Source organism: Cupriavidus sp. GW822-FHT06G04 (assembly GCF_058799075.1).
The window spans coordinates 582,152-601,879 of record NZ_JBXALD010000001.1; the positions used below are offsets into that span (position 1 = coordinate 582,152).

The window sequence follows — 19,728 nt, forward strand, 5'->3', positions numbered from 1 at the left end:
GAACTCGCGGCGGTTCACAAGGCGGCGCGAACGGTGATGCAATAATACACGCCAGCCCAGGCGCCACCCCATCATGAATTTCCACACTTATCTCGACATTTTTCGCAATCGCCGCATCGGCGCGATGCTGACGCTCGGCTTTGCGTCCGGATTGCCGCTGGCCCTGACGTCCGGCACCTTGCAGGCCTGGATGACGGTGGAAGGCCTGGACATCAAGACCATCGGATTTTTCTCGCTGGTCGGGCAAGCCTACATCTTCAAGTTCCTGTGGGCCCCGCTGATGGACCGCTACACGCCGCCGCTACTGGGCCGGCGGCGTGGCTGGCTGATGCTGACGCAGCTTGGCCTGGTGGCCGGCATTGCGGCGATGGCGTTCTGCCCGCCCCATCAGGCGCTGTGGGCGCTGGGCGCGCTGGCCGCGCTCGTCGCGTTCCTTTCGGCCTCGCAGGACATCGTGTTCGACGCCTACAGCACCGACGTGCTGCGGCCAGCCGAGCGCGGCGCCGGCGCGGCGGTCAAGGTGCTGGGCTATCGGCTGGCGATGCTGGTGTCCGGCGGGCTCGCCCTGTATCTGGCGGATCGCGTACTGGGCTGGTCCAGCATGTACCTGCTGATGGCCGCGCTGATGAGCGTTGGATTGCTGACGCTGTTCTGGGCGCCGGAGCCGGAGGCCGCCGCGCGCGCGCCGCGTTCGCTCGAGGAAGCGGTGCTGGGGCCGCTGCGCGATTTCTTCGGCCGGCAGGGCGCATGGTGGCTGCTGCTGCTGATCGTGCTGTACAAGCTTGGCGACGCCTTCGCCGGCAGTCTGTCGACGGCATTCCTGATCCGCGGGCTGGGCTTCGATCCGGGCCAGGTGGGCATCGTCAACAAGACGCTGGGCCTGGCCGCGACGATTATCGGCGCGCTGTTCGGCGGATCGCTGATGGTGCGCCTGGGCCTTTACCGGTCGCTGATGCTGTTCGGCATCCTGCAGGCCGTGTCCAACCTCGGCTACTGGATCCTGGCGGTGACGCCGCCGCACCTGTGGTCGATGGGCGCGACCATCGCCGTGGAAAACCTCTGCGGCGGCATGGGCACGGCGGCCTTTGTGGCACTGTTGATGACGCTGTGCAACCGCTCTTTCTCCGCCACGCAATACGCGCTTCTGTCCGCGCTGGCGTCGATCGGCCGCGTGTACGTGGGGCCGACGTCGGGCTATATGGTGGAAGCGTGGGGCTGGCCGCCGTTCTACCTCGGCACCGTGGTGGCGGCGGTGCCCGGCGTGGCGCTGCTGTGGGCGATGCGCAGCACCGTGGACCGCTACGAGGCGCAGGCGCGCGAACCGGCCGAGACACCGGCGGCGCGCCCCGCCTGAGATCATTCCTTGTAGTAGACGATCTGGTGCGAGGTGGCCAGCAGGTCGCCGGCCGGACTCCAGATCTCCGCGGTCTGGTCGAAAAAGCCCTGCCGGAACACCCGCGCCTGCGCGCATCCGAGCACGTGACGATCGCCCACCGCCGCGAGCGTGGCCGCATCGGCATGGAAATAGGTGGTCAGTGACACGGTGCCCGCCGGCACGAAGCCGGCGCGCTTGAGAAAGATGCGCGGATAGAACGCATCGCACCAGGCGGCGACCGATACGTAATCGGGCGTGCGCGCCGGTTCGTCGCGGATCCAGAACTGGGTCAGGCTATCGGGGTTTTCGGTGCCGGCCGCGACATTGGGCTTGGCCCCGCGCACCGCGCGCATATCGTAGCTGCCAATCCACTTCACCGGCGCAAACGCGCTCATGCGCGGCAGCGTGTCGGCGGCGGGCACGGCCGGCATCCTGGCCTCGCCGCTGTTCCAGGTTTCGCGGCGCACCGCGAATACCGCACTGCCCGTGGTGGTGATCTCCCCGTTCTGCAACAGTTCCAGATGCCAATGCTGGGTCGACCGGTTGGTGCGCGACGGCCGCGCGACGATTTCGAACGCGCCCTCGGCAATCGGCCCGGCGAAGTTGATCGTCAGCGCGCTCGGGTCGCCCAGCCGCTCCGGATGGATCAGCGCCGCCTGCAGCATGACGGCTGCGGTGGCTCCGCCAAACGGGCCGATCATGTTCCAGTAGGCGTGGCTGGTATGGCCCAGGAACCGGTGGTCGCCGGCGGGCTCCAGGCTTACGGCCTGGTCGAGTGGATGCAGGGGCGCTTGCGTCATGACGAAAAAAGTACGGTCGTTCGGTAATGCCGTACGGTATGCCCGCCAGAGGCTTGCGTCAAGCTAGGGACTTTTGCCGCCGCCGCAGTCGTGCGCCGTATCGGCCGGAAAGCCGTTGCTGGCACATGCCCGCGGCGCAACTCAGGACACCGCGGTGACGCGATACACGGCCAGGCTGCCGCGCCAGTTGACGCCCCAGTTCACCGTCACGCCTTCATGCATCACCACGCGATCGAGCACGCGCAGCCCCACCTTCGGCGCCAGTTCCTCGAAATCGCCGATGGTCAGCACGCGCACGTTCGGCGTGTTGTACCACTGGTACGGCAGCGATTCCGACACCGGCATGCGGCCGCGGAACACCGACAGCCGATGCGGCCAGTAGCCGAAGTTCGGGAACGAAACGATGCATTCGCGCCCGACGCGCAAGGTATCGCGCAACACCTGCGCGGTGTTGTGAATCGTCTGCAGCGTTTGCGACAGGATCACGGTGTCGAAGCTCTTGTCCTCGAACAGCGCGAGACCGCCTTCCAGATCCTGCTGGATGACGTGCACGCCCTTCTGCGCGCAGGCCAGTACGCCTTCGTCACGGATCTCGATGCCGTAGGCATGCACGTCGAGTTCGTCCTGCAACACGCGCAGCAGACTGCCGTCGCCACAGCCAGCGTCCAGCACGGTGGAATTCGGTTCGATCCAGCGCGCGATGGCGCGGAAATCTGGCCGCAGCGCGAGAATATTCGGATTGGCAGCGGCGTTCATACTCCGATCTCCTCGGCAATGCGATCGTAATAGGCGCGCATCAGGTTGTGATAGCGCGCGTCCTCTAGCAGGAAGGCGTCGTGGCCGTGCGGCGCGTCGATTTCGGCGTACGACACCGGACGCTTGTTATCGAGCAGGGCCTTGACGATCTCGCGGCTGCGGTTGGGCGCGAAACGCCAGTCGGTGGTGAAGCTGACCACCAGAAAGCTCGACTGCGTCTGCGCCATCGCGCGCGTCAGATCGCCGTTGAAGGACAGCGCCGGATCGAAGTAATCGAGTGCGCGCGTGATCAGCAGGTAGGTGTTGGCGTCGAAATACTCGGCAAACTTGTCGCCCTGATAACGCAGGTAGCTTTCCACCTGGAATTCGACATCGAAAGAAAAGCGGATGTCGTCGGACTTCAGCGCGCGGCCGAATTTCTCGGCCATGTCCTCGTCCGACAGATAGGTGATATGGCCGATCATGCGCGCCACGCGCAATCCACGCTTGGGCTTGACGTTGTGCGCGTAGTAATTGCCGCCATGGAAATCGGGATCCGACAGGATCGCACTGCGCGCCACCTCGTTGAAGGCGATGTTCTGCGCCGACAGCTTCGGCGTGGACGCCACCACGATGCAATGGCGCAGGCGATCCGGATACATCAGGCTCCACGCCAGCGCCTGCATGCCGCCCAGGCTGCCGCCCATGACCGCGGCAAATTGCTGGATGCCGAACATGTCGGCCACGCGCGCCTGCGCGTTGACCCAGTCCTCGACCGTGACGACCGGAAACAGCGCCCCGTACGGCGCGCCCGTGGCCGGATTGATGCTCATCGGCCCGGTCGACCCGAAGCACGAGCCCAGGTTGTTCACGCCGATCACGAAGAAGCGATTGGTGTCGAGCGGCTTGCCCGGACCCACCATGTTGTCCCACCAGCCGATATCGCGCGGATTGTCGGCGGCGATGCCGGCCACGTGGTGCGAGGCGTTCAATGCGTGGCACACCAGCACGGCGTTGGTGCGCGCCGCGTTGAGGGTGCCGTAGGTTTCGACCATCAGGTCATAGCCGGCCAGATGGGTGCCGTTGCGAAGTTGCAGCGGCTCGGCAAAATGGATGCGCTGGGGCGTGACGACGCCGACGGAGTCGGTCGGCACATCGAGTACGCCAGCGGGAGGTGCGACATCGGTCATGGAACAGGCCCGCATCGGATGCGCAGGCAATAAAAAAACCCGACCGGCAATGCGTGGGTTCGCAGCCAAGTCGGGCTTTTCGCGGTGTTCCGCGTGCCGGCGCCAAAGCGTGGATGATCTATCCGCGAGGCACCGACCCAACCTCTTTAGCCGCATTTATATTGGCACCGGGAAGTCTTTTCCCGGGTGCCGCGCGCCCGCAAGCCAGTCATCAAATCGGCGCGACCCGCAGATTATAGTGCAATTCGCGCCGCGTGCCCGCGACGATCTCCAGCCAGCGGTGGTGCCAGCGCCGGTCAGCCCAGCAGCACGCGCAGCTGCGCATCGATGTTGTCGCTCGGCATCTTGCGCAGACCGCTCTTGGCAAATCGATGCCAGTGGCCCTGCACCGCGGCCATGATCAGCGACACGCGCATGGCGATGTCGGCATCGGCCGGAAACGCGGCCTGCGTGACCGCCACCTTCAGGCACTGGCGCAGCGACGCCTCGATGCGGTCGATCATCTGGTTGATGCGTTCCTGCAGGCGCTCGTGCTCGCCCACCAGCGCCTCGCCGGTCAGCACGCGCGTCATGCCCGGATTCTTCTCGGCAAACGACAGCAGCATGCGCACGATGGCGTGCAACTGGCGCAGGCCATGGTCTTCCTGCGTGGTGATCTGGTTGATCAGGCCGAAGACGGTCTGCTCGATAAAGCCGATCAGTCCTTCGAACATCTGCGCCTTGCTGGCGAAGTGCCGATACAGCGCGGCTTCCGAAACCGACAGCTTGGCGGCCAGGGCGGCCGTGGTGATCTTTTCCCCGCGCGGGTGTTCGAGCATGCCGGCCAGGGTCTGCAGGATCTGGATGCGGCGCTCGCCCGGGCGCGGACGCTTGCGCGCTGGGGCTTCCGGATCGATGACCGACTGGACGGCCGGTGTGGGCGCCTCTGCGTGGCGTGCGATGGTTTGCGTCATGACCCGATTCTCCGCTTTTGTTTCAGGAGTTGATGCATCGATTGTACTTTTATGTCCACATAGCCCGGGCGATTCACCATGCGGGCGCGTGTTTTGGGTGCGTGGTCGGGCTGCATCTGTGGCGCCGTTGCCGCACTCTGCCCGCTGGACGGGTCCTGGCTCTCGGCGGCAACCAGCGTGACCGAACGCTCCTGCGCCGCATGCCCGACATGTTGCTGATCCTCGGCGGCCAGCGTCGAGCGCGTCGCCGCATCGCGCGTGGCGCCCGACTGCACAGCCACCGGATGGGGACGAGACGGCGCCAGCGTGCGCAGATAGCCGGTGATCCAGGCCGTGCGGATGCCAAGCCCCGCATAGTGCTTCAGGTGCGAGACCGTGTCCTCGACCAGCACGGCGCGATGCGGCGCGACGCGGGTCTGCGCCAGCAGACGCCGCAGCATGCGCCGGTCGGGCTTGGGCCGCAGATGGCCGTGCACCCACATGTCCTCGATCGCCACCACGCGCTCGAAGCAGCGCTCGATGCCGGCCACGCGCATCACGGCAAGCGCATAGTCGCGCGGCGCGTTGGTGACCAGGATCTTGCGGCCGGGCAATTGCCGCAGCGCCGCCACCAGGCCGCGGCGCACGCGCACCATGTCGGCCAGTTCGGGGAAGTCGTGCGCGGCGCGCAGGAAATCCGCCGGATCCACCTGATGATGGCGGATCATGCCCAGCAGGGTCGCGCCGTAGCGCTGCCAATACTGAACCCGCACCCGGCTGGCCGTGGCCTCGTCGCTGCCCAGCACGCGCGCGACGTAGGCGGTCATCAGGCGGTTGATGGCCGGAAAGATCGCATGCGACGCGTCGTGCAGCGTGTTGTCCAGATCGAACAGCCACACGATTTCGCCGGACGTGTTGCCCACCGCGTCGCGCAGCAGATGCCGGCGTGGACGACGAACGGGCGATGGGCGAGCGCGGACCGCGCCGCGACGCTGGGTGGGCTGTCGAATAAACACGCCTGGATTGTGGATGAAGGGATGGGATGAGGGAAATCCGCGCGATGCACGGATTTCCCGATGGCGCGCTCAGTGCGAGCGGATCATCGTACCGAACGCCTGCTCGGTAAGGATTTCGAGCAGCAGCGAGTGTTCGATGCGGCCGTCGATGATGTGTACCGAATGCACGCCGCTCTTGGCGGCGTCCAGCGCGGACGAGATCTTCGGCAGCATGCCGCCGGAAATCGTGCCATCGGCGAACAGTTCCTCGATCTCGCGCGCGGACAGGTCGGTCAGCAGGTTGCCCTTCTTGTCCATCACGCCGGGGATGTTCGTCATCATGACGAGCTTTTCCGCCTTGAGGATCTCGGCCATCTTGCCGGCTACAACGTCGGCATTGATGTTGTAGGCCTGGCCGTCGTCGGAGAAGCCAATCGGCGAGATCACCGGGATGAACGCGTCGTCCTGCAGCGCCTTGACCACGGCCGGGTTGATGGCCTCGATATCGCCGACAAAACCGATGTCGATGAAGGCGCCGGGGTGTTCGCGGTCGGGCATCTGCAGGCGCTTGGCGCGGATCAGGCCGCCGTCCTTGCCGGTCAGGCCCACAGCCTGGCCGCCGTACTGGTTGATCAGCATGACGATGTCCTGCTGGACTTCGCCGCCGAGCACCCACTCAACCACTTCCATGGTTTCCTCGTCGGTGACGCGCATGCCCTGGATGAACGTGCCGACCTTGCCGACCTTCTTCAGCGCTTCGTCGATCTGCGGACCGCCGCCGTGCACCACCACCGGGTTCATGCCCACCAGCTTCAGCAGGATCACGTCGCGTGCGAAGCCGTGCTTGAGCTTTTCCTCGGTCATCGCATTGCCGCCGTACTTGACCACAATGGTCTTGCCGTGGAACTTGCGGATATAGGGCAATGCCTCGGCCAGGATTTCGGCCTTGAGGGCGGGGGCGATGGCCGCCACCGTCGTGGCGGCAGGCCCAGGATTGTCAGCGTTCATGGCTTCGGACATTCCGTGTGTGTGGAGCAGGTATCATGGCGAACCGTCCGCCGGATAAGGCGATACGGGCGAGGCCGGCGTTGCGGCAAAACCGTCTGGGAACATGGTCACTGCGGGGGATCGCACCCCGGAGTGCATCATCCGGCCACGGCAGGCGCCGATTTTACAAGAAACCGGCGGCCACATTGCAATCGCGGCATTGCAACAAAAATCTCAGCCATGACCGATCCGTCGACGATCCAGACCGGCCAGTTGCGGCCCGTCGAGCATTGCAGCGTGTGCGGCGCGGCATTTGTGTGCGGCTACGTGGCCGGACTGCCCGCCTGCTGGTGCGCCAGCCAGCCATTGCTGCCGTCGCGCCAGATCGTGGCGGACCAGCGCTGCCTGTGTCCGGCCTGCCTGAAACGGCGCCAGGCCGCGACAACTCTCAATCCATCCTGAAAATTTTGTTGTCTGCGTGCTGCGAATGACAAAACGGGCCCAGTCCGGTTTAACATTCGCCACATGAATAGCCTACGCGGAATCGATCTCAACCTGCTGGTGGTGCTCGAAGCACTGCTGGCCGAACGCCATATCTCGCGCGCCGCGCTGCGGCTGCAATTGAGCCAGCCGGCCGTGAGCCATTCGCTGGCGCGGCTGCGGCAGTTGCTCGACGACCCGTTGTTGGTGCGCGGCCAAGGCGGGCTGGTGTTGACGCCCCGCGCGCACGAGCTGACCGGCCCTCTGGCCGAGGCGCTGGCGCAGGTCCGCATCCTGCTGGGCCCGGGCGGCTTTGCCCCGGCCACGGCGCGCCGCACGTTCCGCCTGGCGATGTCTGATTATGGCGCGCTGGTGGTGCTGCCCCGCCTGCTGCGCGCGCTGCGCAAGGCCGCGCCCAATATCGACCTGGTGGTCACGCAGTCCAGCCGCGAAACGATGACCGCTCAGGTAGCAGACGGCCAGCTCGACATCGCGCTGGGCGCCTTTGCGTTCGAACCCGAAGGCGTGCGCACCGCGGTGCTGTTCGATGACGATTTCGCCTGCGCGGTCGATGCGGCCACGGTGCGCGACACGGGCCGGCTCGACCACGTTGCCTACCTGGCGCGTTCGCACGTGTTGGTCACCGCGGCCACCGAACGTGGCGAAGCGGTCGACGCGGCCGTCACGCGGCTGGGCGGACGCCGCAAGATCGCCTGCTCGGTGCCGCACTGGAGCGTGGCGCCGGGCCTGATCATCGGCACCAACCTGGTCCTGACCACCGCGCGCCGCAGCCTGGAAGCGCTGGCAGACGGCCGGCTGGCGATCTTCGAGGCGCCCTTCACGATTCCCGGCTTCACCTACAGCATGATCTGGCCCGAAAAGGCCGACGCCGACCCCGGCCACACCTGGCTGCGCGAACGCGTGCAGCAGGCCGCCGCCGCGCCCGAGGCCGACAGCGAAGCGGCCATCAGCCTGCGCGGCTGACCGACCGGACCCAGGCCGAACTGACATTACGCGCCGACCCCGGGGGGTCGACACGCGCCGACGCCCGATGCGCGGATGACAGGCGTTGACGGGCCCGGCATTCCCCGCCAGCCGTCACCGCACCGGATGGCCGCTCAGTGCTTGTGGTCCATATGGCCGCCGCCCATCTGCCCCGAAGCCGTCATGTCGCGCACCTGGGCCTGGACGGTCTGCTCGGTCACCTTGCCGTTCTGCTCGATCTTCAGCGTGATGGGCACCGTGTCGCCGGCCTTGAGTTGCTGCTTCAGGCCCATCAGCATCACGTGATAACCGCCGGGCTTCAGTTGCACGTCCTGCATCTTCGGCAGATCCAGCGACGGCAGCGCGCGCATGCGCATCACGTTGTTTTCCATCTTCATTTCATGCAGCTCGGCGGTGCCTACGGGCGACGACACGCCGACCAGCTTGGCCGTGTCGTGCGCATGCAGCGTCATGAAGGCCCCCGACGCGGTCTGCGCCGGTACGGTGCCGCGCACCCATGCATCGCTGACATCGACCTGCGCCATGGCGTGCGCGCTGACCAACAGGCCCGCCAGGGCGACGGTGACGATCGAAGCGGCGCGCGCTGCGCGGACTTTGGCTTGGATAGGGAACATATGGATCATCTCCACGAAACTCGAAAGGACGGGATCAGGGGGCGAACATTAGACCATGACGATGCCGCCCTGTCCCGCCGCCGCGTAACCGCATAGTCTGGCAGCGTCGCTGCGCGGCCTGAATGCGGCACGGTGTCGCACGGCAGGCAGGCCGCGCCGGCATTGCTACACTCGCGCCATGCAAGCTTTCATCGACATGTCATCCGCCCCGTTTTCCGCCGCGCCGGGCGTGCCGTCCCAACGCCACAGCCTGGTCAGCATGCGCCGCCTGTGCTGGCTGCGCTGGGCGCTGCTGGCCGGACAGGCGTTGCTGCTGCTGTCGTGCGAATCGCTGGCCGGCATCGTCCTGCCATACAAGCCGCTGCTGTACCTGTTTGCGATGCAGGCCGCGTTCAACGTGTTTTGCGCGGCGCGGCTGCGTTGGCATGCGTCGCGCAATTCGATGCCCGCCGACGGCGAACTGATGGTGCAGATGATGGTGGACCTCACCGCGCTGTCGGCGATCCTGTTCTATACCGGCGGCGCCACCAATCCGTTCGTGTCGTTCTACCTGCCGGGACTGGCGATCGCCGCGGCCATCCTTCCATGGCGGCTGGTGCTGGGCCTGGCCGTCTATGCGCTGTCGTGCTATTCGCTGCTGCTGCTCGAATATCTGCCCCTGCATCTGCACAATCCCGACAACGCGGTGAACTATCACCTGGCGGGCATGTGGCTCAATTTCGTCGCCAGCGCGGTAATGATCGCGTTCTTCGTGGCGCGCCTGTCCAACGTGCTGCGCCAGCGCGATGCGCAACTGAACGAAGCGCGCGAGCTGCTGCTGCGCGAAGCGCGCGTGGAAGCGCTGAACGACCAGGCCGCCGCCGTGGCCCACGAGATCGGCACGCCATTGGCCACGCTGGCGGTGATTGCGGGCGAACTGCGCGCCGACGCCGAGGACGGCGGGCGCGGCAAGACCGCCGTGGCCAGCTATCTGCCCGACCTGCGCACGATGGAGCAGCAGTTGGACCTGTGCCGGTCGATCCTGGCGCGCCTGCGCGAGGACCATCAAACGCTCGCGCCGCAACGCATCGACACGTGGATCGCGGCGTTTGTCGAACGCTGGCAGTTGCGGCACCCGCAGGCCAGCCTGCACGCCGAGGTGGCGCCCGACGCCGGCGTACAGGCCGTGGATACCGCGCGCGTGACGCAGATTCTGACCATCGTGCTGGACAACGCCGCGCGCAGCCAGCAAGCCACGGAGCACGATGCAAACCCCGGGCCGCCGCTGCATCTGCGGATTTCATGCGAGGCCGGCGCGTTGCTGTGCCGCGTGACCGACCACGGCCACGGCATTGCGCCAGCGCTGCGCGTGCAACTGGGCGAATCGCCGGTGGTCAGCGCGCACGGCGGCCAGGGCATCGGCTTGTATCTGGCCCAGAGCGCCGCGCGCCAGCTGGGCGGACAACTGGCCTGGCACGACAATCCCGCGGGCGGCACCATCACCGAATTGCGCCTGCCGCTGGCGGGCGCCAACGATCGCTTTCCGATTTCCCACACCGATTTCCAACCGTGATGACCGACGCCAATGCGCCCCACGGCGCCACGCCCTTCCTTGTGATCGACGATGACGAGGTCTTCGCCGACACGCTGGCTCGCGCCCTGACACGCCGCGGCTATGCCGTGCAGGTGGCGCGCAATGGCAGCAGCGCCCTGGCGCTGGCCGCCCGCACCGCGTTCGCGTATGTCACGCTCGATCTGCATCTGGGACCGTCGCCCGATGCCGGAGGCACCGCGCCGGCCGAATCGGGACTGCATCTGGTGGGGCCGCTGCGCAACGCGCTGCCGGACGCGCGGATCCTCGTGCTGACCGGCTATGCGAGCATCGCCACGGCGGTGGCGGCGGTCAAGCAGGGCGCGGACGAATATCTGGCCAAGCCGGCCAATGTCGATTCGATCCTGACGGCGCTGATGGCGGGGATTTCCGAGGACGCCGCCGAAGCCGCGCTCGAAGAGCCGATGCCGCTATCGGTGGCGCGACTCGAGTGGGAGCATATCCAGCGCGTGCTGACCGAGCACGGCGGCAATATATCGGCTACGGCGCGCGCACTGAACATGCATCGGCGCACGCTGCAACGCAAGCTCGGCAAGCGGCCGGTGTCGCGCTGAGCCGGCGGTGCGCCTCACAGGCGCAACTGCACGTAATCCCAGCCCAGGTCGTCCTGACGCGTATCGTCCGAGGCGTCGGCCATACGCACCGCGTCCGCGGCGTGGCGATCGGCCAGCGTCACCAGCGCGCCCGAGGCCATTGCTTCGGCAGCCACCGCGGCGCGGCGCTGGGACCGATCGGCAGTAGCCGTAGCAGTGGACGCCGGCGAGGCCGCGGCGGCATCATGCGGCACGGCTGCGGGGCGGATGCAGAGGAACACCGTGGCGGCGGTGATGGCGGCCACGACGCCGGCCGTGGCGCCGGCAACGCGGCGCTTGCGCACGCGGTTGCTCTTGAAGAAGGGCGTACGCGATAGATGGCGTGACATGTCTGGCTCCCTTTAGGTTTTTTGTGCAGGGTGCGGTGGCTCCCGCATCGGTCCATTCGACCAACAAGGTGCGCAAGGGTCTCATTTCTGTCCCGACGCGCGCCAGCGTCCTTACCAATGCTTACCAAGCTTACCGACGCGTGGCACGGCGGCGATGCGCGGGCTACACGCCGGTCATCGCGCCGACATATGCCGCGCCATGCGCTACGGTGCGGCGCCACGCCGCACGGCTGGCGCGTCGATTGACGCTAGACTGGCGCGTTTGCACATTCATCCCGCACCTGTCATGACCTTGCGCACCCTTGCCGCCGCCTTGCTTGCACTTGCCACCCCGCTCGCTTTTGCCCATATCGTGTTCGAACAGAAGCAGGCGCCCGCCGGCAGCTACTTCAAGGGCGTGCTGATGGTGGGACATGGCTGCAACGGCAGCGCCACCAAATCGGTCAGCGTGACGATTCCAGAAGGCGTGCAGGGCGCCCATCCGCAGCCCAAGGCCGGATGGCAGCTCGACGTGCAACGCGCGAAGCTGGCCAAACCGTACGCCTCGCACGGCAAGACCGTGGAAGACGATGTGCGCACGATCCGCTGGTACGGCGGCACGCTGGCCGACCAGCATTTCGATGAATTCCGCATGCTGATGAAGCTGCCCGAACAGGGCGGCAAGCTTTATTTCCCGGTGGTGCAGGAATGCGAGAACGGCAAATCGGAATGGACGCAGATCCCGGCCGACGGCCAGAATCCGCGCGAGCTGAAATCGCCCGCGCCCGCGCTGGAGGTTATGCCCGCCGACGCGCACGCCGGCCACGGGCACTAGGCGCACCGGCTCGTCGGGCAACAAAAAAGCCGGACATGACGTCCGGCTTTTTTGTTTGGCACAGCGCCTGGCGTTACAGCACGTAGCGCGACAGGTCCTCGTTGCCGGCCAGGTCGGACAGGCGCTCGTCCACATACGCGGCATCGATCGTTACGGTATTGCCCGATGACTTGGTCGCATGGAACGACAGGTCCTCGAGCAGCCGCTCCATCACCGTGTACAGGCGGCGCGCGCCAATATTCTCGACCTTCTCGTTGACCGAAAACGCGATCTCGGCCAGCCGGCGAATCCCGTCCGGCGCGAATTGCAGGTTCACCTCCTCGGTGCCCAGCAGCGCCTGATACTGCTTGGTCAGGCTGGCGTCGGTCTGCGTCAGGATGGCCTCGAAATCCTGCACCGACAGCGATTCCAGTTCCACGCGGATCGGGAAACGGCCCTGCAGTTCGGGAATCAGGTCGCTCGGCTTGGACAGGTGGAATGCGCCCGAGGCGATGAACAGGATGTGGTCGGTCTTGATCATCCCGTACTTCGTATTCACCGTCGTGCCTTCCACCAGCGGCAGCAGATCGCGCTGCACGCCCTGGCGCGACACCTCGCCGCCGCCCACGTCGCTGCGGCTGGCGATCTTGTCGATTTCGTCCAGGAACACGATGCCGTTCTGTTCGACGTTGGCGATCGCCTTGTGCTTGAGTTCTTCCTCATTGAGCAGCTTGGCAGCCTCTTCGTCGATCAGCAGCTTGAACGCTTCGCGCACCTTCATCTTGCGGCGCAGCTTCTTGCCCTGGCCCAGCCCGGCAAACATCGTGCGGATCTGCTCGGTCATGTCCTCCATGCCCGGCGGCCCCATGATGTCCATGTTCGGCATGCCGGCGGCCACTTCGAGCTCGATGTCCTTGTCGTCCAGCTCGCCCTCGCGCAGCTTCTTGCGGAACACCTGGCGCGTATTCGAATCCTTGTCCTCCTGCTGGGCAAAGCCGATATCGCGCGGCGGCGGCAGCAGTACGTCGAGCAGGCGGTCCTCGGCCGCGTCCTCGGCCTTGGTGCGCACCTTCTTCATTTCCGATTCGCGCGTCTGTTTGACGGCCATCTCGGCCAGATCGCGCACGATGGTATCGACATCGCGGCCCACATAGCCCACTTCGGTGAACTTGGTGGCCTCGATCTTGATGAACGGCGCATCGGCCAGCTTGGCCAGGCGGCGCGCGATCTCGGTCTTGCCCACGCCGGTGGGGCCGATCATCAGAATGTTCTTGGGGGTGATTTCCTGGCGCAGCGGCTCGGCCACCTGCTGGCGGCGCCAGCGGTTGCGCAGCGCCACGGCCACGGCCTTCTTGGCCTTGTTCTGGCCGATGATGTGCTTGTCGAGTTCGGAAACGATTTCCGACGGGGTCATGGTTTGCGACATGGGAATCCGTTGGGGCGCGTCAGTCGAGGGTTTCGATGACGAAGTTGGTGTTCGTGTAGATGCAGAGTTCGCCGGCGATGGTCAGGGCCTTTTCGACCACGTCCTTCGGCGCCAGTTCGGTGTTCTCGACCAGTGCCTTGGCTGCCGACTGCGCATACGCGCCGCCCGAGCCGATGGCCGCGATGCCGCCTTCCGGATCCAGCACGTCGCCGTTGCCGGTAATGACCAGCGTGGTGTCGCGGTCGGCCGTGATCAGCATGGCTTCCAGGCGGCGCAGCGCGCGATCCGAGCGCCAGTCCTTGGCCAGATCGACCGCTGCGCGGGTCAGGTTGCCCTGGTATTTCTCGAGCTTGGCCTCGAAGCGGTCCAGCAGCGAGAACGCGTCGGCCGTGCTGCCGGCAAATCCCACCAGCACCTTGCCGTTATAGATGCGCCGGACCTTGCGGGCCGTACCCTTCATCACGATATTGCCCAGCGTGACCTGGCCGTCACCGCCCAGTGCGACCTGGTTGCCGCGGCGGACGCTGACGATGGTGGTGCCGTGATACTGTTCCATGATGCCTTTGCGTGATAGGTGTCAGGCCGATAGGTGGCGTCGCCTGCCGCGCTTTCAAGGGCCGATTTTCGGTCGGGCCGACGCGGCGGGCAGCGTTTCCCACTATAGGAAATCTCGCCTCGCCCACGCTCAAGACAACAAAAAAGCCACGCTCCCGCGTGGCTTTGCACAGCATCTGAAGCGGTCCGAATCAGTCCGCGTACACGCCTGCCTTCTTGATCACCGGCGTCCACTTGTTGATTTCCGCCGTCAGGAACGTGCGCAGCGAATCGGGCGTGGCGCGTTGCGCCGGCACCGCTTCGGCGCCCAGTTCGGCCATCTTGGCGCGGAAGTTCGGATCCTGCACCGATTTCTGCAGCGCAGCCGACAGCTTGTCGATCACCGGCTTCGGCGTGCCCTTCGGCGCATACATGGCGTGCCAGATCTTCACTTCGACGCCCGGCATGCCTTGCTCGGCGGCGGTCGGAATGTCCTTGAACGCCTCGACGCGGCGCGACTGCATGGCCGCGTACGGCTTGAGCGCGCCCGCCTTGAGCTGGCCCGCGATATTGGTGGTCTGGTCGCACATCAGGTTCACCTGACCGCCCAGGATGTCGGTCAGCGCCGGCGCGGTGCCCTTGTACGGCACGGTGGTCAGCTCGGTCTGCAGCGCGCTCTGGAACAGCAGGCCGCACAGGTGCGAGGCCGAGCCGATGCCGGCGTTGGCCAGCGACAACTTGCTGGCGTTGGCCTTGATATACGGCAGCAGTTCCTTGAAGGTGGCCGGCGGCAGTTGCTTGTTGCCGACCAGCACCATCGGCACGTCGGCGATTTCGCCCACCATTTCGAAATCCTTGAGCGGATCGAAGCCGAGGTTGCGATACAGCGCCGGCGCCGTGGACATGCCGATGTGATGGATCAGGATCGTGTAGCCGTCGCCCTTGGACTGCGCGACCTTCTTGGCCCCGATGGTGCCGCCGGCGCCACCCAGGTTTTCGATCACGATCGTGCTGCCCAGATGCTTGGACATGATCATGGTGAGTTCGCGGGCCACCTTGTCGGTCGGGCCGCCGGCCGCGAAGGGCACCACCGCCTGCACCGGCTTGCCGGCCGGAAATTCCTGAGCCTGGGCCCCCGTGAACGCGCCTGCGCCCGCAACGGCCAGCGCGGCCGCGATCTTCAATGCAACTCGTTTCATGTACGTCTCTCCTGTTCCCTCTGGATTCCCCGTCCTGCGCCGCGCGCGCCCCCGGCAGTCCCGCTTGCGGCGGCAGCCGATCCGCGTCGATCCATATCGGAAAAACGCGGTGACCATGGGCACGATGTATGGATGGCATGCAGCGCCAAACCCCGCCGACAGGCGGAGCCGGACGTGGATGTTAGCAATGGCAAACAAGTACGAGGTATAGGGGCTAACCCGCGACGAAACGGCCTAGGCAAAGAAGCCGAGCATGTCCTCGAGCAGCGTGGCGGGAGCCTCTTCGGGCAGGTAATGTCCGCATGGCAGCGTGGCGCCCGTGACGTCCGCGGCAACCTCGCGCCACAGCTTCAGCGGCTCGAAGCAGCGCGCCACCACGCCGTGCTCGCCCCACAGCACGCGCACCGGAAGCGCCAGCTTGCGTCCGGCCTCGCGGTCGGCGCGGTCGTGATCGAGATCCACGGTGGCGGCGGCGCGATAGTCCTCGCACATGGCATGCACGCGCGCCGGATCGCGCATCGCGCCGACATAGGCGGCCATCGCGTCCGGGACGAACGGGCTGATCGCCCCGGCGCCGGCGTGACGCAGGCCCAGCAGCCTGTCGACGAAGAACTCGGGTTCGGCGTTGATCAGCGTTTCGGGGAATGGCGCGGGCTGGATCATGAAGAACCAGTGCCAGTAGGCCGCCGCAAACACCATATCGGTGGATTCGTACATCGCCAGCGTGGGCGCGATATCGAGCAGCATCACGCGCGACACCACATCGGGATGATCCATGCAAAGGCGATGGGCCACGCGCGCGCCGCGGTCGTGCGCGCACAGCGCAAAGCGCCGGTAGCCAAGCTGGCGCATCACATCGGCCTGGTCCTGCGCCATGACACGCTTGCTGTAGGTTTCGTGCCGGTCCCCGCCGGCCGGCGCGCTGCTGCTGCCGTATCCGCGCAGGTCCGGCGCGATCACCGTGAAGCGGTCGGCCAGCGCCGGCGCCACCTTGTGCCAGATGAGATGGCTCTGCGGAAACCCATGCAACAGCAACAGCGGCGGCCCCGAACCGCCGCGCACGCCGCCGATCTCGACCTCTCCCACGGTCAGCCGGAACCACTCGAAGTTGGGAAACAGCAACGCGCTGGCGTCGTTCTGCATGGTCAGGGTCTCCGCAATGTCTTTGGGTTTCCTGCCGATCATAGGCGCTATCGACGACCGGCGGCAGCGCGGGCGCAGGCGAAAGACCCTGCTTGTGCAACTGAATTGCAACTCGGCGGGGGCTATGGTTAAATCGTCCGCATGACCCGCCCCACTTCCCACCCCGCTGCCACGCAGGACCCGGCGCGGCCCGGCGACACGCGCGCCGCCACGGCCGAAGCGGCGCAACTGCGCCTGCGCCAGCTTGGCGCGCGCGTGACGCAGCCGCGTGTGGCCATCCTGGCGTGCCTGATCGACGCCGCGGAGCCGTTGACGCACCAGGCCGTGATCGACCGCCTGCCCGCCGACGGCGAAGTCGACCGCGTCACCGTGTACCGCGTGCTGGACTGGCTCGTCGAACAGGGTGTGGCGCAGAAGCGCGCCGGCAATGACCGCGTGTTCCGCTTCACGCTGGTGGAGCACGTTGCGGCGCGCGCCGAAGTCCATCGTCAGCACAGCCACTTTCACTGCACCCGCTGCGACCGCACGTTCTGCCTGGCCTCGGCGGGCAAGTCCGTCGCGCCCAAGGTACCCAGCGGCTTTGCGGTCGAGCATGTCGAGTTGACCGTCAACGGCGTCTGCGCGGAATGCGGCAAGACCCGCAGCGACGCGGACCACTGAATCCACGGGCGATCTCTTTTCACGGAGTACCACACATGTCAAAACTCATTCCGGTCACGATCCTGACTGGCTTCCTCGGCAGCGGCAAGACCACGCTGCTCAAGCGCATCCTCCATGAGCAGCACGGCATGAAGATCGCCGTGATCGAGAACGAATTCGGCGAGGAAAACATCGACAACGAAATCCTCGTGCAGGACGGCCGCGAGCAGATCGTGCAGATGAGCAACGGCTGCATCTGCTGCACGATCCGCGGCGATCTGGTGCAGGCGCTGTCGGACCTCGTCACCCAGCGCGACGAAGGCAAGCTCGATTTCGACCGCGTGGTGATCGAGACCACGGGTGTGGCCAATCCCGGCCCGGTTGCGCAGACCTTCTTCATGGACGAGGAAATCGCCTCGCGCTATCTGCTGGACGCGGTGATCACGCTGGTCGATGCCAAGCACGGCAACCTGCAGCTCGACAAGCAGGAAGAAGCGCAGCGCCAGGTGGGTTTTGCCGATGCCATCTTCATCACCAAGTCCGATCTGGTCGCGCCGGCCGACGTGGACGATCTGCGCCATCGCCTGCTGCACATGAACCCGCGCGCACCGATCAACACCGCGCATTTCGGCGAGGCGCCGATCGACACGATCTTCGACCTGCGCGGTTTCAACCTCAACGAGAAGCTCGAGATCGATCCCGATTTCCTGCGCGCCGACGATCATGAACACGACCATGATCACGGCCACGAGCACGGCGAGCACTGCGCAGACGATTGCGGTCACGATCACGATCACGACCACGGGCACGATCACGCCCATGGCCACGGGCATGCGCACGATCACCACCACCACCACCATCACACCGATCGCATCGCATCGTTCGTCTTCCGCAGCGACAAACCATTCCACTACGGCAAGCTCGAGGAATTCCTGTCGGGCATCCTGTCGGTCTATGGCGAGAAGCTGCTGCGCTACAAGGGCGTGCTCTATATGGAAGGCGTGGACCGCAAGGTAGTGTTCCAGGGCGTGCACCAGCTGATGGGCAGCGATGTCGGCGCCAAGTGGGAAGACGAAACCCCGGGCACCAAGATGGTCTTCATCGGCGTCGATCTGCCGCGCGACGCCATCCTCAAGGGCCTGGCCGCCTGCCTGGCCTGAAGCGGCGGCACAAACCCCCGCTGTGCGCCCGCCGTCACCCCATATGACGGGGGCGCAGCCCCGCCGGGCAGCGCCCGCTACCCTCCCATCGGGTGGGATTACCGGGAAAACTCCTGTCTCTTGTCCGGCTTTCTCCCATATCTCGGACAAATTTGTTCAAGTACAATAGGCCGGATTTGATACCGGCGACGCACCTCGGACGCCGCCGGCATCTGCAGGGCGGCGGTCGTCGTCAGCATGAGGCGGGCCGCCAGCAGGCGCGGTCGTTGGCTTCGTGCGGAGACCGCCCTCCGCTTGGGGATCCACGATCCATGCGCCGTCACTCTTCGACGCGTAGAGAGAGGTGTCCCCATGACAGCCGCAACAAAGACCAAGGAAAGCCGCAGCAAGACTGTTACCGCTGCGGCGGAGACGCTCAAGGCGCAGCCCGAAAAGGCGACGCCAGCTCCCCGCGGCAGTACGGCGCACGCCGAAGCGGGCGAGGCTAAGGGAGGCACGCGAAGCAGCAAGACTGCAGCCAGCCAGAGTGAAACAGCCGCACCGCGCAAGCGGACGGCCACTGCACCCGAGCGGACGAAGACACCGCCGGTCGCATCAACAAGAGAATCAGCAGGAACCATGAGCAGCAACAAACTTCTGACTGAAGCTGAAATCCTGAAGATGAGCGACAAGGATTACATGAACGAGGCGCAGCTTGCCTTCTTCAAGAATCGCCTTGAGCAGCTTCGCGACGAGATCCTCAAGAATGCGGACCAGACGACGGAACACCTGCGTGAAACGGTGATCGTGCCGGACCCGGCCGACCGTGCCACGATCGAGGAAGAACACGCACTGGAACTGCGCACGCGCGACCGCGAGCGCAAGCTGCTGAAGAAGGTCGAACAGTCTCTGCAGCGCATCGAATCCGGCGACTACGGCTGGTGCGAGGAAACCGGCGAGCCGATCGGCGTGCCGCGCCTGCTGGCCCGGCCGACTGCCACGCTGTCGCTGGAAGCGCAGCAGCGCCGCGAACTGCGTCAGAAACTGTTCGGCGACTGATCGCAGCGTCCGATGCAGTACAGGCGGCCCGGCGTTCCCGGGCCGCTTTGCTTTGCGGCACTGCATTTGCCTTTGTGGCGTCACGACTACGACATAACATTGCCAACGTGCGGGGCCTGTCGCCCCGACTGGCTTTCTGCTACAGTCGCAACTTTGTTGCAATAACCCGC

At 65.8% G+C, this 19,728-nt stretch carries 21 protein-coding genes; 9 read left to right on the plus strand and 12 right to left on the minus strand.

From position 1 onward, the window contains the following. The first annotated feature begins 73 nt into the window (after window positions 1-73). Window positions 74-1,354 carry a muropeptide transporter gene (locus AC1RKI_RS02695; RefSeq protein ID WP_150980846.1) on the plus strand — a complete coding sequence of 427 codons (1,281 nt, stop codon included), beginning with the start codon at window positions 74-76 and terminating at the stop codon, window positions 1,352-1,354. A gap of 2 nt (window positions 1,355-1,356) precedes the next feature. On the opposite strand, the gene AC1RKI_RS02700 is transcribed toward AC1RKI_RS02695, so the two are convergent. The 6 genes from AC1RKI_RS02700 to argB form a co-directional block, all read right to left on the minus strand. Next, window positions 1,357-2,175 (minus strand): acyl-CoA thioesterase, encoded by an 819-nt coding sequence (locus AC1RKI_RS02700; protein ID WP_492793951.1) that lies wholly within the window; start codon window positions 2,173-2,175, stop codon window positions 1,357-1,359. A 141-nt stretch (window positions 2,176-2,316) separates the two neighbouring features. After that, the gene (metW, locus tag AC1RKI_RS02705) at window positions 2,317-2,931 is read right to left on the minus strand and encodes a methionine biosynthesis protein MetW (RefSeq protein ID WP_061956276.1); all 615 of its coding nucleotides are present in this window, start codon (window positions 2,929-2,931) and stop codon (window positions 2,317-2,319) included. After that, entirely contained in the window at window positions 2,928-4,100 is a 1,173-nt protein-coding gene (gene metX, locus AC1RKI_RS02710; protein WP_341247748.1) for a homoserine O-succinyltransferase MetX, read from the minus strand. Before metX ends, metW begins: the two co-directional genes overlap by 4 nt. A 296-nt stretch (window positions 4,101-4,396) precedes the next feature. Beyond that, window positions 4,397-5,053, minus strand: coding sequence for a nucleoid occlusion factor SlmA (gene slmA / locus AC1RKI_RS02715; RefSeq protein WP_492793949.1), 657 nt, complete (start codon window positions 5,051-5,053; stop codon window positions 4,397-4,399). Further along, entirely contained in the window at window positions 5,050-6,048 is a 999-nt protein-coding gene (locus AC1RKI_RS02720; RefSeq protein ID WP_061956283.1) for a pyrimidine 5'-nucleotidase, read from the minus strand. Before AC1RKI_RS02720 ends, slmA begins: the two co-directional genes overlap by 4 nt. A gap of 69 nt (window positions 6,049-6,117) precedes the next feature. Continuing rightward, entirely contained in the window at window positions 6,118-7,035 is a 918-nt protein-coding gene (argB, locus tag AC1RKI_RS02725; protein WP_061956385.1) for an acetylglutamate kinase, read from the minus strand. Window positions 7,036-7,254: 219 nt separating this feature from the next. Here argB and AC1RKI_RS02730 point away from each other — a divergent pair, with 219 nt between their 5' ends. Both AC1RKI_RS02730 and AC1RKI_RS02735 read left to right on the plus strand, forming a co-directional pair. Beyond that, window positions 7,255-7,476 carry a cysteine-rich CWC family protein gene (locus AC1RKI_RS02730; protein WP_061956285.1) on the plus strand — a complete coding sequence of 74 codons (222 nt, stop codon included), beginning with the start codon at window positions 7,255-7,257 and terminating at the stop codon, window positions 7,474-7,476. A gap of 63 nt (window positions 7,477-7,539) precedes the next feature. Continuing rightward, window positions 7,540-8,478, plus strand: a complete 939-nt coding sequence (locus AC1RKI_RS02735; protein WP_150980850.1) for a LysR family transcriptional regulator — start codon at window positions 7,540-7,542, stop codon at window positions 8,476-8,478. Window positions 8,479-8,612: 134 nt separating this feature from the next. Here AC1RKI_RS02735 and AC1RKI_RS02740 read toward each other — a convergent pair whose 3' ends face one another. Then, on the minus strand, window positions 8,613-9,104 hold the full coding sequence (locus AC1RKI_RS02740; protein ID WP_150980895.1) for a copper chaperone PCu(A)C: 492 nt from the start codon (window positions 9,102-9,104) through the stop codon (window positions 8,613-8,615). A gap of 205 nt (window positions 9,105-9,309) precedes the next feature. Between AC1RKI_RS02740 and AC1RKI_RS02745 the strand changes: the two genes are divergently transcribed. Both AC1RKI_RS02745 and AC1RKI_RS02750 read left to right on the plus strand, forming a co-directional pair. Next, window positions 9,310-10,665 carry an ATP-binding protein gene (locus tag AC1RKI_RS02745; RefSeq protein ID WP_492919041.1) on the plus strand — a complete coding sequence of 452 codons (1,356 nt, stop codon included), beginning with the start codon at window positions 9,310-9,312 and terminating at the stop codon, window positions 10,663-10,665. Then, window positions 10,665-11,258, plus strand: coding sequence for a response regulator transcription factor (locus AC1RKI_RS02750; RefSeq protein ID WP_061956290.1), 594 nt, complete (start codon window positions 10,665-10,667; stop codon window positions 11,256-11,258). Before AC1RKI_RS02745 ends, AC1RKI_RS02750 begins: the two co-directional genes overlap by 1 nt. 14 nt (window positions 11,259-11,272) lie before the next feature. Here the strand turns inward: AC1RKI_RS02750 and AC1RKI_RS02755 are convergent, their stop codons facing one another. Next, window positions 11,273-11,626, minus strand: coding sequence for a hypothetical protein (locus tag AC1RKI_RS02755; RefSeq protein WP_061956292.1), 354 nt, complete (start codon window positions 11,624-11,626; stop codon window positions 11,273-11,275). Between the two features lie 286 nt (window positions 11,627-11,912). Between AC1RKI_RS02755 and AC1RKI_RS02760 the strand changes: the two genes are divergently transcribed. Next, window positions 11,913-12,440: a YcnI family copper-binding membrane protein gene (locus AC1RKI_RS02760; protein WP_492793944.1), complete on the plus strand. Its 528-nt coding sequence runs from the start codon at window positions 11,913-11,915 to the stop codon at window positions 12,438-12,440. A gap of 73 nt (window positions 12,441-12,513) precedes the next feature. Here the strand turns inward: AC1RKI_RS02760 and hslU are convergent, their stop codons facing one another. From hslU to AC1RKI_RS02780, 4 genes are all read right to left on the minus strand, one after another. Then, window positions 12,514-13,845 (minus strand): ATP-dependent protease ATPase subunit HslU, encoded by a 1,332-nt coding sequence (hslU, locus tag AC1RKI_RS02765; RefSeq protein ID WP_061956296.1) that lies wholly within the window; start codon window positions 13,843-13,845, stop codon window positions 12,514-12,516. 19 nt (window positions 13,846-13,864) lie between these two features. Beyond that, window positions 13,865-14,401, minus strand: a complete 537-nt coding sequence (hslV, locus tag AC1RKI_RS02770) for an ATP-dependent protease subunit HslV (protein WP_061956298.1) — start codon at window positions 14,399-14,401, stop codon at window positions 13,865-13,867. Window positions 14,402-14,591: 190 nt separating this feature from the next. Then, complete coding sequence (locus AC1RKI_RS02775) at window positions 14,592-15,578, minus strand: tripartite tricarboxylate transporter substrate-binding protein (protein ID WP_061956300.1); 987 nt, start codon at window positions 15,576-15,578, stop codon at window positions 14,592-14,594. A 234-nt stretch (window positions 15,579-15,812) separates the two neighbouring features. Then, window positions 15,813-16,721, minus strand: coding sequence for an alpha/beta fold hydrolase (locus AC1RKI_RS02780; RefSeq protein ID WP_492793941.1), 909 nt, complete (start codon window positions 16,719-16,721; stop codon window positions 15,813-15,815). Window positions 16,722-16,862: 141 nt separating this feature from the next. On the opposite strand from AC1RKI_RS02780, the gene AC1RKI_RS02785 reads away from it, so the two are divergent. The 3 genes from AC1RKI_RS02785 to dksA all read left to right on the plus strand — a co-directional run bounded on the left by AC1RKI_RS02785 (window position 16,863) and on the right by dksA (window position 19,558). Then, a complete protein-coding gene (locus AC1RKI_RS02785; RefSeq protein ID WP_061956304.1) occupies window positions 16,863-17,381 on the plus strand; it encodes a Fur family transcriptional regulator in 519 nt (172 codons plus the stop codon). Between the two features lie 35 nt (window positions 17,382-17,416). Then, window positions 17,417-18,520 carry a CobW family GTP-binding protein gene (locus AC1RKI_RS02790; protein WP_150980856.1) on the plus strand — a complete coding sequence of 368 codons (1,104 nt, stop codon included), beginning with the start codon at window positions 17,417-17,419 and terminating at the stop codon, window positions 18,518-18,520. A 351-nt stretch (window positions 18,521-18,871) separates the two neighbouring features. Then, window positions 18,872-19,558: an RNA polymerase-binding protein DksA gene (dksA, locus tag AC1RKI_RS02795; protein ID WP_249043153.1), complete on the plus strand. Its 687-nt coding sequence runs from the start codon at window positions 18,872-18,874 to the stop codon at window positions 19,556-19,558. Window positions 19,559-19,728 lie beyond the last annotated feature (170 nt).

Bases quoted from the DNA above. Each gene is read 5' to 3' on its own strand.
- AC1RKI_RS02735 (WP_150980850.1), top strand. From the start codon at position 7,540: ATGAATAGCCTACGCGGAATCGATCTCAACCTGCTGGTGGTGCTCGAA.
- hslU (WP_061956296.1), bottom strand. From the start codon at position 13,845: ATGTCGCAAACCATGACCCCGTCGGAAATCGTTTCCGAACTCGACAAG.
- AC1RKI_RS02760 (WP_492793944.1), top strand. From the start codon at position 11,913: ATGACCTTGCGCACCCTTGCCGCCGCCTTGCTTGCACTTGCCACCCCG.
- argB (WP_061956385.1), bottom strand. From the start codon at position 7,035: ATGAACGCTGACAATCCTGGGCCTGCCGCCACGACGGTGGCGGCCATC.
- metX (WP_341247748.1), bottom strand. From the start codon at position 4,100: ATGACCGATGTCGCACCTCCCGCTGGCGTACTCGATGTGCCGACCGAC.
- AC1RKI_RS02785 (WP_061956304.1), top strand. From the start codon at position 16,863: ATGACCCGCCCCACTTCCCACCCCGCTGCCACGCAGGACCCGGCGCGG.
- metW (WP_061956276.1), bottom strand. From the start codon at position 2,931: ATGAACGCCGCTGCCAATCCGAATATTCTCGCGCTGCGGCCAGATTTC.
- AC1RKI_RS02730 (WP_061956285.1), top strand. From the start codon at position 7,255: ATGACCGATCCGTCGACGATCCAGACCGGCCAGTTGCGGCCCGTCGAG.
- slmA (WP_492793949.1), bottom strand. From the start codon at position 5,053: ATGACGCAAACCATCGCACGCCACGCAGAGGCGCCCACACCGGCCGTC.
- hslV (WP_061956298.1), bottom strand. From the start codon at position 14,401: ATGGAACAGTATCACGGCACCACCATCGTCAGCGTCCGCCGCGGCAAC.
- AC1RKI_RS02700 (WP_492793951.1), bottom strand. From the start codon at position 2,175: ATGACGCAAGCGCCCCTGCATCCACTCGACCAGGCCGTAAGCCTGGAG.
- AC1RKI_RS02780 (WP_492793941.1), bottom strand. From the start codon at position 16,721: ATGCAGAACGACGCCAGCGCGTTGCTGTTTCCCAACTTCGAGTGGTTC.
- dksA (WP_249043153.1), top strand. From the start codon at position 18,872: ATGACAGCCGCAACAAAGACCAAGGAAAGCCGCAGCAAGACTGTTACC.
- AC1RKI_RS02790 (WP_150980856.1), top strand. From the start codon at position 17,417: ATGTCAAAACTCATTCCGGTCACGATCCTGACTGGCTTCCTCGGCAGC.
- AC1RKI_RS02775 (WP_061956300.1), bottom strand. From the start codon at position 15,578: ATGAAACGAGTTGCATTGAAGATCGCGGCCGCGCTGGCCGTTGCGGGC.
- AC1RKI_RS02695 (WP_150980846.1), top strand. From the start codon at position 74: ATGAATTTCCACACTTATCTCGACATTTTTCGCAATCGCCGCATCGGC.
- AC1RKI_RS02750 (WP_061956290.1), top strand. From the start codon at position 10,665: ATGACCGACGCCAATGCGCCCCACGGCGCCACGCCCTTCCTTGTGATC.
- AC1RKI_RS02745 (WP_492919041.1), top strand. From the start codon at position 9,310: ATGTCATCCGCCCCGTTTTCCGCCGCGCCGGGCGTGCCGTCCCAACGC.
- AC1RKI_RS02755 (WP_061956292.1), bottom strand. From the start codon at position 11,626: ATGTCACGCCATCTATCGCGTACGCCCTTCTTCAAGAGCAACCGCGTG.